This is a genomic window from Ferrovibrio sp., assembly GCF_041906005.1.
Classification (GTDB): Bacteria; Pseudomonadota; Alphaproteobacteria; order Ferrovibrionales; family Ferrovibrionaceae; genus Ferrovibrio.
On the sequence record NZ_JAYRJY010000001.1, the window covers coordinates 302,263 to 317,200 of the forward strand.

13 protein-coding genes are annotated in these 14,938 nt (G+C 62.6%); 5 read left to right on the forward strand and 8 right to left on the reverse strand.

Annotation, left to right across the window (positions count from 1 at the left end; genetic code table 11):
* Positions 1-76 precede the first annotated feature (76 nt).
* Genes flgE through ACE3OO_RS01570 form a run of 4 tightly spaced genes read left to right on the forward strand, consistent with a single transcriptional unit; the run spans position 77 to position 4,481 of the window.
* Complete coding sequence (gene flgE / locus ACE3OO_RS01555; RefSeq protein ID WP_374299030.1) at positions 77-1,414, forward strand: flagellar hook protein FlgE; 1,338 nt, start codon at positions 77-79, stop codon at positions 1,412-1,414.
* 34 nt (positions 1,415-1,448) lie between these two features.
* Positions 1,449-2,858: a flagellar hook-associated protein FlgK gene (gene flgK, locus ACE3OO_RS01560; RefSeq protein ID WP_374299032.1), complete on the forward strand. Its 1,410-nt coding sequence runs from the start codon at positions 1,449-1,451 to the stop codon at positions 2,856-2,858.
* A gap of 2 nt (positions 2,859-2,860) precedes the next feature.
* On the forward strand, positions 2,861-3,889 hold the full coding sequence (locus ACE3OO_RS01565; protein ID WP_374299034.1) for a flagellin: 1,029 nt from the start codon (positions 2,861-2,863) through the stop codon (positions 3,887-3,889).
* Between the two features lie 40 nt (positions 3,890-3,929).
* Positions 3,930-4,481 (forward strand): hypothetical protein, encoded by a 552-nt coding sequence (locus ACE3OO_RS01570; protein WP_374299036.1) that lies wholly within the window; start codon positions 3,930-3,932, stop codon positions 4,479-4,481.
* A gap of 2 nt (positions 4,482-4,483) precedes the next feature.
* On the opposite strand, the gene ACE3OO_RS01575 is transcribed toward ACE3OO_RS01570, so the two are convergent.
* Together ACE3OO_RS01575 and ACE3OO_RS01580 are read right to left on the reverse strand one after the other, a co-directional pair.
* Positions 4,484-5,899 carry a DUF1217 domain-containing protein gene (locus ACE3OO_RS01575; RefSeq protein ID WP_374299038.1) on the reverse strand — a complete coding sequence of 472 codons (1,416 nt, stop codon included), beginning with the start codon at positions 5,897-5,899 and terminating at the stop codon, positions 4,484-4,486.
* Between the two features lie 140 nt (positions 5,900-6,039).
* The gene (locus ACE3OO_RS01580; protein WP_374299040.1) at positions 6,040-6,759 is read right to left on the reverse strand and encodes an aspartate/glutamate racemase family protein; all 720 of its coding nucleotides are present in this window, start codon (positions 6,757-6,759) and stop codon (positions 6,040-6,042) included.
* A gap of 148 nt (positions 6,760-6,907) precedes the next feature.
* Here ACE3OO_RS01580 and ACE3OO_RS01585 point away from each other — a divergent pair, with 148 nt between their 5' ends.
* Positions 6,908-7,369 carry an Lrp/AsnC family transcriptional regulator gene (locus ACE3OO_RS01585; RefSeq protein WP_374299042.1) on the forward strand — a complete coding sequence of 154 codons (462 nt, stop codon included), beginning with the start codon at positions 6,908-6,910 and terminating at the stop codon, positions 7,367-7,369.
* A gap of 38 nt (positions 7,370-7,407) precedes the next feature.
* Here the strand turns inward: ACE3OO_RS01585 and ACE3OO_RS01590 are convergent, their stop codons facing one another.
* The 6 genes from ACE3OO_RS01590 to ACE3OO_RS01615 all read right to left on the reverse strand — a co-directional run bounded on the left by ACE3OO_RS01590 (position 7,408) and on the right by ACE3OO_RS01615 (position 14,937).
* Positions 7,408-8,610, reverse strand: coding sequence for a hypothetical protein (locus tag ACE3OO_RS01590; RefSeq protein WP_374299044.1), 1,203 nt, complete (start codon positions 8,608-8,610; stop codon positions 7,408-7,410).
* A 111-nt stretch (positions 8,611-8,721) separates the two neighbouring features.
* Positions 8,722-9,105: a RidA family protein gene (locus ACE3OO_RS01595; RefSeq protein WP_374299046.1), complete on the reverse strand. Its 384-nt coding sequence runs from the start codon at positions 9,103-9,105 to the stop codon at positions 8,722-8,724.
* The gene (locus tag ACE3OO_RS01600) at positions 9,102-10,097 is read right to left on the reverse strand and encodes a Bug family tripartite tricarboxylate transporter substrate binding protein (protein WP_374299048.1); all 996 of its coding nucleotides are present in this window, start codon (positions 10,095-10,097) and stop codon (positions 9,102-9,104) included. Before ACE3OO_RS01600 ends, ACE3OO_RS01595 begins: the two co-directional genes overlap by 4 nt.
* Positions 10,098-10,120: 23 nt before the next feature.
* On the reverse strand, positions 10,121-11,713 hold the full coding sequence (locus ACE3OO_RS01605; protein ID WP_374304645.1) for a hydantoinase B/oxoprolinase family protein: 1,593 nt from the start codon (positions 11,711-11,713) through the stop codon (positions 10,121-10,123).
* Positions 11,713-13,686: a hydantoinase/oxoprolinase family protein gene (locus ACE3OO_RS01610; RefSeq protein WP_374299050.1), complete on the reverse strand. Its 1,974-nt coding sequence runs from the start codon at positions 13,684-13,686 to the stop codon at positions 11,713-11,715. Before ACE3OO_RS01610 ends, ACE3OO_RS01605 begins: the two co-directional genes overlap by 1 nt.
* Positions 13,687-13,698: 12 nt before the next feature.
* A complete protein-coding gene (locus ACE3OO_RS01615) occupies positions 13,699-14,937 on the reverse strand; it encodes an NAD(P)/FAD-dependent oxidoreductase (RefSeq protein ID WP_374299052.1) in 1,239 nt (412 codons plus the stop codon).
* Position 14,938: the final 1 nt, after the last annotated feature.

Sequence of the window (14,938 nt, forward strand, 5' to 3'; positions counted from 1 at the left end):
AGGATCAGAGTCATAAACCGGCACGCTCCTTGCTCGACAGTAATCCAGTCACGGCAACCGACCACAGGAGCACACCATGTCGATCACCGGCGCCATGCAGACCGCCATCTCGGGCCTGAACGGCCAGTCGACCTCGATCAGCTACATTTCCGACAACGTCGCGAATGCAAGCACCATCGGCTACAAGAAGGTGGAATCGCGCTTCCAGACCCTGATCACGCAGTCGAGCGCGCAATCGAATACGCATTCATCCGGCGGCGTGCTGAACCAGCCCTATTTCGCCAACAATGTGCAGGGCTCGATCACTCAGGTTTCGTCTACCACCTCGGTTGCCATTTCCGGCAATGGCTTCATTCCGGTGTCGAAAAGCACAGGCGTCGATTCCGCGACCGGCCTGCCCACCTTCGAGACGACCAACTACTACACCCGCGTCGGCGACTTCACGCAGAACTCGCAGGGCTATCTGGTCAACTCCTCGGGTTATTACCTGCAGGGCTGGGTGGTTGATCCAGTCACCGGTGTTGTGGATACCTCCAGCACGACGGAAGTGCGGGTTTCCAACCTGCTTGATGCGCCGGTCGCCACCAGCACGGTCGACTACTATGCCAACCTGCCCTCCAACGTAGAGGATAGCAGCGGCAACCTGCCGGCGACGCTGCCGGTCAGTTCGATCCAGGTTTTCGATGCCCTGGGCAACGCCCGCACTCTGAATCTGACCTGGACGCGCATCGCCGACAATCAATGGACCCTGCAGGTCAATGCCCCCGACAGCACGCCCGCCACCTTTGGTCCGGCGACAGTGGATTTCGGCGGCACGATTGCCGGCGCCACGGTGGCGGCAGGCACGATTTCGGGGCTGACGTCGACCGGCGGCCTCACCGGCAGCGCGGCAGGTGCCACGGGCGATGATGCCTCGTTCAGCCTCAATCTCGACTTCGGTTCCGGTGCCCAGGCGATCACGCTGGATCTGGGGTCCTACGGCAACAATTCCGGCACAACGCAATATGCCGGTGATACGCTGACCCTGAACGACTTCAAGCAAAACGGCGTGCCGCAGGGCACGTTCAAAAGTCTGGCCATCGACGAGCAGGGCTTCGTATCGGTCACGTTCGATAACGGCAACGTCAAGACCTATTATCAGATCCCGATCGCGCGCTTTAACGATCCGACCGAACTGGATCGCGTGAACGGCAATGCTTTCGTGGCCACGCCCAGATCCGGCTCGGCCATCCTGGCCCAGCCCGGCGACAGCGGCGTGGGCACCTTCGTCTCGGCCGCGATCGAAGGCTCCAACGTCGATATCGCCGAGGAGTTCTCCAAACTGATCGTGGCGCAACGGGCCTATTCGGCCAATGCCCGCATCATGACGGCGGCCGACGAATTGCTGCAGGAAACCATCAACATCCGGCGCTGATGGCGCATCGCTAACCTGAACAGGAGGAGCGGCCATGTCGCTATCGGCAGCGCTCAACACATCCGTCACCGGTCTGGCCACCATCCAGACCCAGCTCAGCGTGATTTCGGGCAACGTCGCCAACGCACAGAATGCAAACTACACCCGCAAGACCGTCACCCTGACCACGCCCACCGCCGGCGGCCAACCCCAGGCCGCCCTGGTATCCAGCGTGATCCGGGCGACGGCGCCATATCTACAGGCGGATTACTATGCCGCCACCGCCAACTATCAACAACTCATCACGGCATCCGACAATGCCCGCACCCTGGCCGAGGCCCTGGATGCCACCAGCACCACGGGGAAACAATCCACCCTCGAAGGCCTGATGACGGATTACGAAGACGCGCTGAAACAACTGGAGGCCACACCGGAAGACACCGCGCTAAAGGCCCTGGTCGTGCAGCGTGGCCAGAGCCTGGCCACAGAGGTCAACCGGCTGGCTGGCTTGCGCAGCCAACTGGAAAGCCAGGCCCAGCAGGATATCCAGAGCAGCCTGTCGACCCTGAACGAGGCCAGCGCCAACATCGCCAAGCTGAATACCCAGATCGTCAGCCAGAAGGCCGCCGGCAACCCGACGGGCGATCTGGAAGACCTGCGCGATGCCGAGGTGGCAAAAATCGCGGAACTGGTCGGCGTGCGCACCGTGGTCAGCGATACCGGCGTGATGACCGTCTACACCGATACCGGCACCATGCTGGCCGGCAGCACGGCGCAGAAATTCAGCTACGATTCCACGACCGGCAGCATCTCCAACGCAAATGGCGTGGCCGTGACCGACGGTTTCCGCACCGGGTCGATCCGCGCCGAACTCGATTACCTCGACAGCAGCGCGCAGGCCCTGGCCAGCAATGACGGCAATGTCGGCACCCTGGCGAAATTTTTCAACCAGCTCGACTCCCTGGCACGGAATATCGCCGATGTGGTGAACGCCGCCTATGACGATCCGGCAACGGCAGCGGTGGAGCAGTTCTTCACCTATAACGCCGCAGATCCGGCCGGCAGCCTGGAGGTGAATGCTGCCCTGGTCGCCACCCCCACCAATGTCAATGCCGGCCGCGCCGCCGCCGTGCAGCAGGCCATGCGCAGCACCACCCTGACAGCGGCGCAGGTCAATCCCGCCGGCGATCCGAACGGCCTGCAGATATCCAGCGTGACCATCTTCGGCCTGGCCAGCGGCATCCTCGCCTATAACGCCAAGCTGACCAGCGAGAACGAGACCAACCGCGATACCGCCGAAAGCCTGCAATACACGCTGGACCAGAAGATCCGCAATCTCACTGGCGTCGACATGGATACCGAGCTGGCGCAACTGCAGACCCTGCAGACCAACTATGCCGCGCTGGCGCAGATCATGAACGCCATCACCGAAATGTTTGACCAGATGATCGCCATCGGGAGCTGACCATGACCGCCATTACCGGAACGTCGCAACTGGCACGGCAGATGAGCCTGACCCGCAATATCAGCCTGCTCAACACCATGCTGAACCAGCAGAACCAGCAGCTTGGCACCGGCATCAAGCTGGACGGCCTGCTCAGCACGCCCAACCAGGCCCTGGAGCTGGGCCAGCTCAAATCCAAGCTGGGCAGCGTGGAAAATTATGCCTCGGCCACCCAGACGGCGATGAACCGCGTGGAATTATATGCCGTCTCGCTGGAACAGATCATCGATATCGCCATCGAGGCGAAGGACACGATGATCAAGAATCGCGATACGTCTTTCGCCTCCACTTCGGCCCCGGCGGTGCAGGCCAATTCGCTGCTCGACCAGATCGGCGGCATTCTGCAGCTCAAGGATGGCACCCGGTATCTGTTCGCTGGCACCAACTATACCGACAATCCGCTGAACGGTTCCCTGTCGGGTATCCCGACCACCTATGCCGCCGGCGCCATACCGGGCGTGACGCCGGGCTATGACGATCCGCTGACTGTCGTGCCCGATGGCACCACGGTGCCGCAGCCATCCTACTTGAACACCACGCCGGCCGATCTGCAGAATTTCTACGACTATTCCGACGTGCAGCTTTACGTCGACGATGCCGAACAGGTTTCCTATGGCGTCTCGGCCGTGGAGCCGGGCATCCAGCGGGCGATCGACGCCATTGTGCGGTTTCGCGATGCCACCGCCGATATCAGCACCGATCCCACGAATTACCAGACCCGCGTCGACGATGCGCTCAAACAACTGGAGACGGCAATCGGCGAGCTGCAGACCATGGCCTCGCGCAACGGCTACAAGCAGCAGCAACTGACCGAAATCCAGGACCGGCAGGCGCGCGCCAAGGACCTGCTGACCATCCGGATCGGTGAAATCCAGAATGCCGATACCGCCGAGGTTTCGACCGCGATTGCCAACCTGCAAACGGCCCTGGAAGCCAGCTACGTGATCACCAACCAGACCCTGTCGCTCTCTCTGGTCAATTACCTGAAATAACCCTACAGATAAGCTGCTCGGTCACAGGGAAAGGGCAGCAATGCGGGGCGTATATCTGGCGATTCTGCTGGCGGTTCTGGCCAGCGGCTGTACCCGGCAACAGCCGGGACACCCGGTGCAGCTGGCTGTGGTCAGCCCGAACGGCGAACCGCTCGGCCGCGCCGGCGATGCAACCGCCTGTGAGGAACTGCTCGGCAACTGGTTCAGCCGCGCCGACCGCGACCACGACGGCCGGTTGTCGGAAGCCGAATGGCTGGCCGATTCCGATACCTGGTTCGGCCGGGCGGACGCTGATCACGATGGTTTCGTCACGGTCAGCGAACTGACGCTGCTGCGGCGCAGCCTGGAGCCGGCTGGCTCTGGCCAGCCTCAAGGCAATTCACCGGGCAATCCACCGGGCAATCCCCGCGACAGCCGCAGCCGTACGGTGATCGACCGCAGCCCCGATCCGGTAATGGCCGCCGACACCAATCTGGATTTCCGGGTGAGCGCGGCCGAGGCCCGCCTGCTCAGCGAGCGCCGCTATGCCCTGAAGGCGCGCGATGGTGCTGTGGAGCGTGGCGCCGTGCTGTCCGATTGCCGGCGCTATTGAAATCAGGCGAACAGGTTCAGCAGGTAACTGTCCTTGCCGCCGCTGCTGGCCTCGCTGTCCTTGATGCTCAGGTAACGCTGCACCATTTTCTCGACCAGGTCCGGGTCGCTTTTCAATTCGTCGATATCGACCTTCTTTTCCACCGTGGCGATCTGTGCCTCGGTCTCCTGGTAGGCCATCTCGGCGGGGATGTAATTCGCCACCGTGATCACCTCGCGCAGCACCGAATCGCCCAGTAGCTGTACCGTGGTGCTGACATCCTCCAGCCGGCGCTTGAATTCGATGGCAACGCGCACGCCGGGAGCCTGTTCGTCCAGGTATTTTTCGTATTCGGTCTGCTGGAATCTCTCCACCACATCATCGACGGTGGGAGAGCTGGTCAATTGCGTCGTGCCGAAGATGTAAAAGCTGAAATCCTCGGTCATCTCCTGATAACGCGGGTCCTGAAAGCGGTTGGCCAGCGAGTCGCTGTCGGTCAGGTCGCTTTCCAGAATCTTGCGGATCTTGCCGGGATACTGGGCCTCGCTTTCCATATCGTAGGCTTTGAGGATGAAGTTCAGCAGACGCTGGTTGGCGAACAGATCGTCCACGCTCTCCACCGTGCCGATATTCTCCCGATAATACTCCACCTCGCTCTGGATATCGGTGCGGGTCTTGAACCGCTCGAATTCCTCACCCTCATAGGCATAGGATTCTTCGGCCTCGGTCGCGGTCAATTCGCTGAGCAGGGTCTTGCCCAGGGCCGCGTTATAGGCACTGGCGTCGCCGGACACCACGTCGGTACCGGCGACCAGAGCGCCATCGCTGTCGAGCATGGCCTGCCCGCTGACATCCAGCGTCAATCCTCTCAGTTTCGCCAGACCGGCCGGCAGGTCGGTCACGCCGCTGCCGTCATTCACCAGATTGCCATCGGCGTCGACGCCGACCGTATTGCCGCTGGTATCGACCAGTGTGCCGCTGGCGCCAAAGCTGTATTTGCGCGCCAGCTCCTGCTCGGCCCATGTTCCCTGCCGGGCCACGGAGCTGGGGTCGCTCATATCGCTGGTCAGGATATCGCGCAGATGCTGCCGGTCGGAATCATAGAGATCTTCCATGCCATTGGCATAGGCGATCACCTTCAGGAACCGGTCGTCATTGATCAGTTCGTCCACCGTGGTGGCGCTGGCCGCCCGGTTCTGGAAATAGGCAACATCATTGGCAATCTGGGCGTTGATCTGCTTGTATTGCGCATTGCGCACGCGGATCGCCGCATTCTCCATCTCGCGGATCTGCGTCTTTATCTTCTCGGCTTCGGCCTGCTCGGCCTGCTCGTCGGCATTCTCGTCGGCCTGCCGTTCGAGTTTCTTGTACATCGCCAGCGCCGACATCGTGCCGGTGCTGCTGGTATTGCTATAGAGGATGCTGAGATCGATGCTCATCGCCTGCCGCCTTCTGCCGCCATGGCACCGGCCCGCGATGACGGGCCTGGCGCGATGGAGCCAGTCTAGGCGGCAGAGCGACAGCCTTAAGCAGGATCAGCGTTGCGACACACAGCGTAACAATCTTTCAGGGATTAACCTTAAGCAGCCTGCATGGCCGGCGAGAGCAGGCCATCGGCGAAATCCACCGCCGCTTCCGCATGCAGCAAGGTGGAATCGAATACCGGCAGATCGGTATGGCTTGGACCGATCAGCAGGCCGATTTCGGTGCAGCCGAGGATCACCGCATCGGCACCAGCCGCGCGGCCGCGTTCGATCACGTCGAGATACCCCTGCCGCGATTGCGACCTGACGATGCCGCAGCACAATTCCTCGAAGATCACATCATGCACCAGGCCGCGATCCGCCGCCTCGGGCACCATAGCCTCAATGCCAAAGCGATCGGCCAGACGGGTACGATAGAAATCCTGCTCCATCGTGTATCGCGTGGCGAGCAGCAGCGGGCGTTTCGCGCCGGCATCCGCCAGGGCGCGCCCCACCACATCGACGATATGGATCAGCGGCACACCGGCCTTCTCTGCCACGGCATCAGCCACCTTGTGCATGGTGTTGGTGCAGATCAGCACGCAATCGGCGCCGGCACCGGCCAACTGATTGCCGATCCGGGCCAGCGCATCGGCAGCCTGATCCCAGCGGCCGGCCTGCTGCAAGGCCACGATGCGGCTGAAATCCACCGACCGCAGCAGGATTTCGGCCGAGGCCAGGCCGCCATGCCGGCGGCGTACCGCCTCGTTGATCTGACGGTAATAAACCGCCGTGCTTTCCCAGCTCATGCCGCCGATCAGACCAATGGTTTTCATGGAAGCCCCCAGAATCGAAATCGGCCTCAGAGTAGCGGCCCGGAAGCGATAAATGCGTGCAAAGTCAGGCGTATATAAACTGGAAACCGACAAATAATTTCGGTTATATAGAAAATATCGAATTTATTTTCGACAATACGGCGAAACCATGCTCGATCCGCGCGACCGCAAAATTCTTGATGTTTTACAAGAGGATGCCGCCATCCCCATCGCCGATCTGGCCGAACGGACGGCCCTCTCGGTTTCGGCCTGCTGGCGCCGCATCCGCCGGCTGGAAGAGGACGGGCTGATCGCCAAACGCGTCGCCCTGCTGGACCGGCGCAAGGCGAAGGTGCCGACCACGGTATTCGTCAGCGTGCGCACTTCGCGACATTCGATGGAATGGCTGGAGAAATTCCGCCAGGCCATCGCCGATATCCCGGAGATCGTCGAGGCCTATCGCCTGACGGGCGAGATCGATTACCTGCTGCGCATCACCGTGCCCGACGTGGAAACCTATGACGCGGTCTACAAGCAGCTCATCTCGCGGCTCGACTTCACCGACATCTCTTCCTTCATCAGCATGGAAGAACTGAAATTCACCACCGCGATCCCGACGAAATACGCCTGACCGATACTCATCAGGCTGGCAGTCCGGGTTTGCGGAGATCAGCGCTCGGGAACCTTGAATCCCAGATAGATGCCCCCGCTGATCCCCATCAGGGCGAGAAGATTGGCGCCGAATTGCGGCATCTGCAAATCCCAGTAGACGCGGAAGATGTAGATCATGCCGAGGATGGCGGTCCACGCCAGCATCTGGAACCGATGAACCGTGGCGCCAGCCGCGTCATTGATCAAATCGCGGATGAATCCTTTGGAACGATATGGTTCGGTCAGATCCAGATAGCGGCGATGCAGCTCGGATAGCGTATTAACCGGCATCTCTGTCTGCTCGTCGCCGGCCGCTGGTGGAATGTCGAAATGCCGGCCGACCTCATGGCCGCCCTTGCCGCCTCTGACCAGCGCTTTCAGCCGGGCGGCATCATGGGCATCGCGAATGCCCATCGCACTCAGCCGCGCCTCCACATCGGCAGCCGACGATTGCTTGCTTTGATCCACCATCACGGCGGCAAGCGATGTGCCGGCCGAAATGCCAAGCAGAATGAAAGTCTCCGGATTGAGGGATTTCAACTGGCCGGTCACGGCCCAGATGAACACGAAGGCGGCGAAGATCAGGCAGAACCAGACCGACATCTGCAGCTTGCCCAGGCAAAACGGCAGATCGGAGGCAGCAACCTGTGAAACCGCAGACCGATTGCGCAGGGCGGAGCTGCGCAGCCCGATATAAAGAACGCAGGCAATGACCGCCAACGCGGCGCCGAAACCAAACAGCATCCATTCGTCTTCATAGCGCAGCAGGCGGAAGCTTGGCGGCAACGGTTCCTCCTCCGTGCCAGCCATGATGCTGCGGCCGGCATACTCAACATCGAAGGGCACGTTGATGACCTGCGTGGTGGCAAAAGGCGAGCCGAGCAGGCGAGACCACATTTCCCGATTGACGTCGCGGGCGTCATCGTGGCTGCCGACACCGAAGAGGAGCGGAAATACCACCAGCCGCGAGCTTTCGATGATGCGTGGCACCATATCGACAGGTGCGCCGTCGATCTTCAGTTTCAGCTTGGTTTCATCCAGGTTCTCAGCCCCGTTCAGAGTGAAGCAGAGATTGCCTTCCAGCGCCGGCGGATAGACACAGTTCCAATTATCGGAAAAGAGGCTGAGCCGGGTAGGCTTTTCGCTTTCCGCCGTCAGGCCTTGCGCCGGAAACATGAAAACAGCAAGAAGCAGAGCCGTATATGTCATCAAGCGTCGCATCGCGCCATTCTCCTGCTGAGAATGGCGCGACGCTAACACAGGGCATCCCGAGCAAAAGATGCCATAAGCTATGATCGCGGGCCAGGTTATGCGTGAGCGGCGCGGCCAGACTTAACGCCGTGCCGCCGCGATAACCTCCATTTCAATCCGCACAGGCGCAATCAGATCGGCTACGACGGTCGAACGCGTTGGCGGCCGCTCGGTGCCGAAGACCTGTGCATAGGTTGCGTTGAAGGCCGGATAATCTGCCTTGTCGGTGAGCCAGACCGTGACCTTGACGATATCGCCCAGCTCGCAACCCGCCTTTTTCAATTCGGCCTCGATCATGCCGATCACGTATCGCGTCTGCCCGGCAATATCAGGGGCAGCGGGCTGGCCGTTCAGCATCGGCACCTGTCCGGCGACAAAGACCAGGGCTCCGTCGACGCGGATGACCGGGGTGATGGGTTGGGCCTGTCCTCCGCGAAGGACAGGCCCGCCAATATGCTCGATCATTCCGGCTTGATCCCGGCTGCCTGCACCACGGCCTTCCATTTGGCAACCTCGGCGGCAACATAAGCCTTCGACTCATCGGGCTTGCGTGCCTCCACCATGAAGCCGCGCTCGGTGAAGAAGGTTTTCAGGTCATCCGCAGCCAGCGCCTTGGATACTTCCTGGTACAGGCGCGTCCGGATGGGCTCCGGAATTCCAGCGGGTGCGAAGACACCCTGCCAGGAAGTCGCCTCGTATTTCGGCAAGGCGGCCTCGGCCACGGTCGGTGTATCGGGCAGCATGGGATGACGGGTCAGGGACGTCACGCCCAGCGCGCGCAGCCGGCCCGATTTCACATGCTCGAGAACGACCAGAAGATCGCCGAACATGCTGTCGATCTGGCCGCCAAGCAGGTCCTGCAGGGCAGCCGCGCTGCCCTTGTATGGCACATGCTCCAGCTTGACCTTGGCCTCCAGTCCGAACAATTCGCCGGCCATATGCATCGAGGTTCCGATGCCGGGCGAACCATGGGTGAAGGTACTCGGTTTCGCCTTGGCGTAGTCGATCACATCCTTCACGGATTTGAAGTTGCTGTTGGCATTCACCACGAGCACCAGCGGCGAACTGACCACCAGGCTGATCGGCGCGAAATCCTTCACGGGATCGTAGGGCAGATCGGATCGCAATGCGGCGCTGATCGCATTCGAACCAGACACGCCCATCAGCAGGGTATAGCCATCGGGCGCGGCTTTCGCCACCAGATTCGCGCCCAGGGCACCGCCGGCACCGCCACGGTTTTCGACAATGACCGGCTGACCCAGCGGGCCAGAGATCTTGGCGCCGATCTGACGCGCCAGCAAATCGGTCGAGCCACCCGCCGCGAACGGCACGATCATGGTCACCGGCTTGGACGGATAGGCCTGCGCAATCGCGGCCGTCGCAGCCAGCACAACACCGGCGGCAACCATCAGGCTCGCCGCCCCCCTCATTACATTGCGATAAAACACCCCTGTCATCTCTCTCTCCTATTCTGTCGCAGTCAGTGTTGATACTCGGACTGTCCCCACCCTCCCGCACCCGCGGTTTCCACATGCAGCCGGTCTCCGGCTTGCCATTCAAACTGTGCCTTGGCGTCCAGGATCTCGACGCGGCCGTCATTGCGCTCGATCCATGCGCGCGACAATGAACCGGACGCACCACCCGCCGCGCCGCGCGCCGCATGGCGGTGTCGTTCGCCACGATAGGATACGGTGCCGCTGCCCTCAGCGAGGGCATAGATCCGCCGCAGGCCATCGCCGCCATGATGCCGCCCAGCACCGCCCGAACCATGGGCGAAACCGTATTGTTCGATGCGGATCGGGGTGCGTGCCTCCACGATCTCGACAGGCGTATTCCGCGCGTTGCTGATATCGGTGGATATCCCGGAGGTTCCTTCGCCGCCGGCATGGCCGCCGGCACCGCTCGCCACCACTTCGGTCAGCGCGTAATCCTGCCCATTCGCCCGCTTGCCCGCGAAGGCGATCACCGCCGCGACGCCGGCATTCGCGGCGGCGGCCGTCCCGCTGGCGATGCCGCTCCAGGCACCGATGATGGCGTTGCAGGCCAGTTTCACGGTGCCGGTGCGCGCATTGACGGCGGCCGGCCAGCGCGGGTTCACCACGCTGCCTTCGGGCAAGACAAGATCCAGCGGCTGCAGGCAGCCGGCATTGTTCGGCGCATCCGGCGCCAGGCTGCGCATGAAATACAGCGCCGCCGACAGAACGGCCGCCGGCGCGGCATTGACCGGGCCGCGCGTCTGCGGCGACGAACCGGTGAAGTCTATCCGCAGGCGGTTGCCGCGTTTTTCCAGTGTCACCCTGATCCGGACCGGACCATCGTCGATACCGTCGTTATCCAGCATGTCTTCCCAGTCGGAGACTCCATCCGGGCAGGACAGCAGCGCCTGACGGGTCAGGGTTTCGGTCTGCTCGATCAATGCATTGCACAAAGCCGTGTAATGCCCACCTTCCCGCAGCGCCAATTGCCCAAGCTCCCGCCCGCCGCCCGAGATGGCCGACCATTGCGAGGACAGATCGCCCAGCAGAAGTTCCGGCGTGCGGCTGTTGGCCGCCAGCACGCTCTTCAAGGCCGGATCGAGTTTGCCATCGCGATGCGACTGCACGGGCGGCAGCCGCAAGCCTTCCTGGAATATCGAGGTGGCGTGCGGCGGGATCGACCCGGGCGTGATGCCCCCGACATCCTGATGATGCAGACTGGCGGCGGCAAAACCGATCAGTATCTCATTCAGAAAGATCGGCCGCACCAATGTCAGATCCGGCAAATGCGTGCCACCGGCAAAAGGATCGTTCAGCAGGTAGCCATCGCCATCCCGCATGGTCGCGCGCGGAAACACTTTCAGAACCGCCTCCAGCGCGGGGATCAGCGAGCCCAGCAGCAGCGGCAGCGACCGCGCCTGCACCAGCAGCCGCCCATCGGGCATGAACAAGGCCGCCGCGCCATCGCCGGCTTCGCGGGCAATGGCGGAATAGGCACCGCCTATCAGGCTGTCCTGCATCCGGTCGGCCATGGCCTGAAGCGTCAGGCGCACCGGTTCGAGCCGGGGGATAAGGGCTGGCGGCAGGCTTTGCTTCATCACGCCGCCCCCTTCAGAAGGTTTGGCCGTGTCCCGGTCCGCGATACGCGCTGCATCTGGAAACCGCCATCGGCTGTCATCCGGCATTGCCAGCCAGCGGGAACCCAAAGGCTGGACGTCTCGGTGAAGATGGTGGCGGGACCCGCCTGCAAGACATCATCCGTTGCCGTCACAGACTTGGCTGGAATGGCGGCCTGCAGAATCGCCGGTCGCGTCACCCATTGGCCACGCAGACGCAGCAGGCGCATCTCGCGCTGAAAGGCATGGCCGCGCACGCGGGCATGCACCTGGTCAAACCGCTGCGCGATACTCGCCGGATCGTCGCCATCCGGGTGGAACACGAATTCCAGGGCGCCCGGTTGGCCTTGATATACGGCCTCCAGCGACCAGGCGATTTCGGTCCTGCCCTCAGTCTTGTCTGCAATAACCTGCACCGCGGCCCGCAAAGCAGGCCAACATGCCTCGTTCAGCGGCAGGTCGAGAGCAACCTCCGCTGCCGCCATTTGCGGCGCAGCCAGACAGCCCAAAGCGGAAATCACGCCGGCATCGGCAGGTACCAGCACATGATCGCAGCCCAGCAGCTCTGCCACCTCGGCGGCGTGCTGCGCCCCGCCCCCGCCACCCGCGATCAGCCGCGCCCCGGTTGGATCAATGCCATGGCGGTAGGCATGTGCCTTGACACCTTCGGCGATCGCCGCCGCAGCAGCCGCAACCACGGCATTGGCCGCCGCCTCCACGTCGCATCCCAAAGCAGCGGCAATACCGGCCATCACCTGATCGGCTGCGGCCGCATCCAGCACAAGGCCGCCGGCTAATGTTGTCGGCAACCGCTTCAGCACGACCAGCGCATCGGTCAAGGTCGGCAGCCGGCCACCCCGCCCATAGGCGGCGGGGCCCGGTATGCTGCCTGTGGATTGCGGCCCCAGGCGCAAGGCACCGGCCTGGTTGATCTGCACGATACTCCCGCCGCCAACCGGAACGGACAGGATATCCGTGGCGCGCAGGCTGATCGTCAGGCCATCGATTTCGATTTTCCGGCCGCAAACGATGGCGCCCTTCTCGATCAGTCCGATATCGGTGGTGGTGCCGCCCGTTTCCACCGAGATGCACGCCGCCGCATCATTCGCATCCTGCGCACCATGAAGACTGAAACCGCTCATAGCTGCTGCCGGACCAGCCAAGGCTAGGCTGAGCGGTTTTGCGGCGACCTCGGCCAGGGGACGCAGGCCGGCATCGGAATTCATGATCACCGGTTCAGGCAGGCCGCGCTGACGCAGCCCATCGCCGAACGCAGTCAGATAATCCTGCGTCGACCGCTTCACATAGGCATCAAGCGCCGTAGCCAGAAACCGCTCGAATTCGCCCGGCGCCACATCGACAACATGAGACAGAGAAATGGCAAGGTCCGGCCTTGTCGACGCCAATGCCCGTGCAACGGCCAACTCGTGGACCGGATTACGGGTGGCATGCAGCAGGCAGATCGCCACCCCGGCGACACCGCTATCGGCAATGGCATTGGCGAGGGAAACCAATTCGGTATGGTCCAGCGGCTGGATTTCCTCGCCGCCAGCGTCGCAGCGGCCGCCAATCTCAAAGCGTAGCCGATCCGGAAATAACGTCCTGGGTGTTTGCGGCGTCGCGACCGGAGCATACAGATCAACCCGGCTCTGGCGGCCGATCAGCAGGATATCGGCAAACCCCCGGTTCGTGACCACTGCAATCGGCGGCGCTTTGCGCTCGAGCAGCATGTTGGTGACCAGCGTCGATCCATGCGCAAGCTGCCTGACCACCTGCGGCGCAATCTCCATCGATTGCAGGGCATCATCGAGAGCGGCGAGGACGGAAAGAGCGGGGTCTTTATCGATGCGGGGGATTTTCTGGCGCAGATAGCGGCCGGCATGATCGACGGCGGCAACATCGACATAGGTGCCACCGACATCAATGCCGATCGACCATGCTTCAGTTGCGCTCACCCCATACCCTCCCTAGCTGAAACGATCAGGCCGGAATGGCGATAGGTCGATTTCCGGCGCGCGGCCCGCGACCAGATTGGCAACCTCGCGACCGGTCGTGGCGCCACCACACATCCCGACATGGCCATGGCCGAACGCCAGCCAGGCATTCTCGGCCCGCGGCGCGCGGCCGATCACCGGCATGCTGTCGGGCAGGCAGGGACGATGCCCCATCCAGAGACTGGTCTTGCTGGTATCCAGGTGAGGGAAAAGCTCTTTCCCCTTCTTCAGCAGGGCGTCGGCGCGCGCATAGCGCGGCGGCACATCCAGGCCGGCAAGTTCGACGGTGCCCGCCAGGCGCAACCCCATCGCCATCGGATTGACCATCATGTTGTATTCGGTGGCCATCACCGTGCGGCCCAGTTGCAGGTTCGAACTTGCAACGGTGACGTGATAGCCGCGCTGCGATTCCAGCGGCACGCGGGCGCCCACCTGACGCGCCAGTTTGGCCGACCAGGCACCGGCCGCGATCACCACGCCATCGACATCGATACCCGAGCCGTCATCGAACCGCAGCGCCTTGACCGCGCCGTTCGCCGTCTCGAATCCGGCAACGGTTTTCTTGAGATGCGCCGCGCCGTCGCAGATCGCCTGAGCGTAAATCGCCTTCACCAGCGCGGAAGGATCCGCCGCCGATCCGTTGTCGGGCGCGTAATGACCAAAGCGGAAGCGCCCTTTCAGGTCGGGCTCCATATCCGCCAGTTCGTCGCTGTCCACATCGCGCAGCTCGACACCCAGGCTGCGGCGCAGGTCCATGCCCCATTTCCACTGGTTGGCTGCCTCGCGCGAGGAATAGACGTAGAGGCAGCCCGTGCGGCGCACCAGACCGGTGGCTCCGGCACGCTGCAGCAGCGGCTCGTAGGCTTCGAATACCGGCTTCAGCAGGCCGCGCATGGCCGCTGCGATGCGCGAGACTTCCTCACGGCTGGAGGCGCGCAGGAAACGGATCAGCCAGGGCAGAATGACCGGCAGATGGGCCGGACGGATGGTCAGCGGCCCCTCGGGATCGAGCAGCCATTTCGGCACCTTTTTCCACATGCCCGGCATCCCCACCGGCAGGCAGGCACTGGGCGACAGCGACCCCGCGTTGCCGAAAGAGCAGGCCTCGCCGGCTTCACGCGGATCGATGAACGTCACTGTATGGCCATCACGCTGCAACCAGGCTGCCGAGCACACCCCGACAATGCCGGTGCCGATTACCGCAATATGCATG